Genomic DNA, 2,531 nt, shown 5'->3' on the forward strand with positions numbered 1-2,531 from the left:
CTTTGTAACGCGCTTTAGTTCTTTCGTAAAATCCATATCCTTCAGCCTCATTTCCAAACGGCATAATCAATCTCCTCCGCCCCTCACTTTCGTCGAGATGTTTTAATTTTAGTGGCATTTTGTCATCAAACAATATGTCAATAGTTTTGTCCAGAATTGTTAAATGGATTAGCGTTTCCCGCATAATTTTAATCCAAACCACAAGAGATTGATCTTCATGATTCGGAAGGTATTTATGAAATGATCTATAAATATCTGGTGATACGTCCGGAATACCTTGTATTTCCAAATCCACGAATTTTGGCAGCAAGAAAGGCTTCGATAATTCGATTTGCCGATGAAAATACGGAATCCATTCGTCATAAGTTTTCGGATAATTTGTCTCAATATAATTGCTTATTGCAATTTCTGGGTGTTTTTCGATGATCTCGGAGGTAAACTTGTGTGCGGCATTAACAACCGTCGATTCGTGGTTAAGATAATATTTACTGCCGAAAACGTTCATTTTTTAAACTCCTTATTATCCCCGGCTAGTAAATCCGGGGGCATTGATTGCAAATCAGAATTTAAAGACGAAATAACCCGCTCCCAGACCTATTAAAAGCGATACCGATATCGATAATCCAATCGCCATAATATTTGTTTTACTTTTCACCCCATCTATTTTTTTTTTGTATTTCTTCAAGAATGGATTTAGAAATCTCTCTTTGAGCATCGGCGGTGATTTGATTCGCTTTATACGCAAGTCGTGAATCGGCGATATTCCCGAGATCGAGAAGGCTTTCTTTCAGATCCGAAAGGGTTTTTTGAATGTCCGAAGTAACAAATACCCTCAGCCGTTCTTCGATATTTTTTGACGTTTGTGGTCATAATTTCAACCATTTTCTCACTATTTATTCCTCCTGCTCGCTGAATTGCAATCGAGGAAAGAAAGAATTCATCCGCATCGTTAATGCGTGTTGCGATTGCTCTTATTTCATTTGATTCGTCATTCGTCATCGGACGACGCGCGATTGATTCGAAGATCGCATTAACTTTGGTCATTGTTTCATTACTGATAGTAGCCATGATGTAATTTCCTTCTTTCAAAAGATTAAGCGAAAACGCTGTTTAGCTCGTTACCAAAAGTATTAAGCCATTTACGCAAAGCCGCACGTTCACCGAGCCCCACTAATTGCGAATCAATGATTTGCTGCATTCCATATCCACGAATGCGATCTTCTTGGCGTAATGCTAATACTTTATTAGCAAGACCGGGATTCAATTTCGGCATATAGATTTCAGCGCCACCCAATTCTTCCAGGGCTCTTTTTTTAGTCTTTGAATCATCCCAGGCTCTGAAATCATCCGGCTCGCCGAAAAATCCATTTTTTACGATAATAACCTTGCTATAAAGATATCCGAAATTGTCGAGCGCAAATTTAAGCTGAGATACACCGTCTAAATCTCTGTTGAGAACCCAAAAAAGGACTAGGTTTAGTCCAAGTTCATTCTTCATCGAATCAATCAATTCGTGATGTTTATTATCCGATTCATTTGCGCGTGCAGGCATCGAAATTAACACCGGATCATTGTTACCGCTCAGTTTCTTCTTTTCTATTTCGTTCGTGAATTTGAAGAAATCATCTTCGCTATCGAGATTTTGAATAATTGTTTTATCGGGATAGAATCTGAAAAAATCCGCATTCCCGCCATCGGCATCAACACCATAAAAGTTGATACCATTTGCAATAAAGTTTTCTGCAATTCCACGGGTTGCGGTAGATTTTCCGCTTCCGCCCTTTTGGCCGTTTACCGATATCACTAAATTTTGATATTTCAGTTTTTCGCTGAGAGACATTTTCTTTCTCCGTCAAAAGTTAAAAGGTTAGGTTTCGTCATCCGGCTGTAAAGTTTGATTTTGTTTTGGGTTGATTGATTGCGAGATGGGTCGATTGATGACGGGTTTTTGAAGCGATTGAATCGGTGTAGAGATAGTTTTTTCGGTTTTAGGCTTACTCTTATTTTCAGCCGCTTTCTTTTTTCGCTCCTCTGATTTCCTTTTTTTGGAAAATCGGTAATAAGCCCCTGCAAATGTTTTATCGTTTATTTCCGGGGCGACCATTTTATGCACCTGCGATAGAGATAATCCTTCTGCTTTTAGATTATTAATCTGATCGAAAAACTTTTTTGACAATCTTCATCGCAAGACTTTCGGTCTGATTCGCAATTGATTGCGGATCATTCCTAATATTTTCAAATCTTTTTTCGATTTCTGATAGATCTATCATAGCATTACTCCTTTCTTTTCATGAATTTGATTGCGAATTGATCGCTATTTGATCGCTATTTGATCGAGAACAAAATACATATTGATGCGGCGTTATTGTGATATATAAACCTGATTCGATTTATGTCAATTAATAAAGTGATGACGTTCCAGAAAAAGATAAATCCATGTGTAAGCCCTGTCTGATCCATGTGTGATCCATGTCTAACGCATGCTGATACATAAATTGATTATGAGTTGATCCATACTTTTTGCGATTGAC

At 38.0% G+C, this 2,531-nt stretch carries 4 protein-coding genes; all 4 read right to left on the reverse strand.

Annotated features, from left to right (window positions below):
* Positions 1-505: hypothetical protein (locus VZ95_RS20315; protein ID WP_045777475.1), on the reverse strand; the 505-nt coding region annotated here is incomplete at its 3' end.
* A 230-nt stretch (positions 506-735) separates the two neighbouring features.
* On the reverse strand, positions 736-1,068 hold the full coding sequence (locus tag VZ95_RS24655) for a hypothetical protein (protein ID WP_156995472.1): 333 nt from the start codon (positions 1,066-1,068) through the stop codon (positions 736-738).
* Positions 1,069-1,093: 25 nt separating this feature from the next.
* Positions 1,094-1,840, reverse strand: coding sequence for a nucleotide-binding protein (locus VZ95_RS20320; RefSeq protein WP_045777476.1), 747 nt, complete (start codon positions 1,838-1,840; stop codon positions 1,094-1,096).
* A gap of 27 nt (positions 1,841-1,867) precedes the next feature.
* On the reverse strand, positions 1,868-2,176 hold the full coding sequence (locus VZ95_RS20325; RefSeq protein WP_045777477.1) for a hypothetical protein: 309 nt from the start codon (positions 2,174-2,176) through the stop codon (positions 1,868-1,870).
* Between the last annotated feature and the right edge of the window lie 355 nt (positions 2,177-2,531).

It is taken from the genome of Elstera litoralis (genome assembly GCF_000963705.1).
In the GTDB taxonomy this organism is placed as follows: Bacteria; Pseudomonadota; Alphaproteobacteria; order Elsterales; family Elsteraceae; genus Elstera; species Elstera litoralis.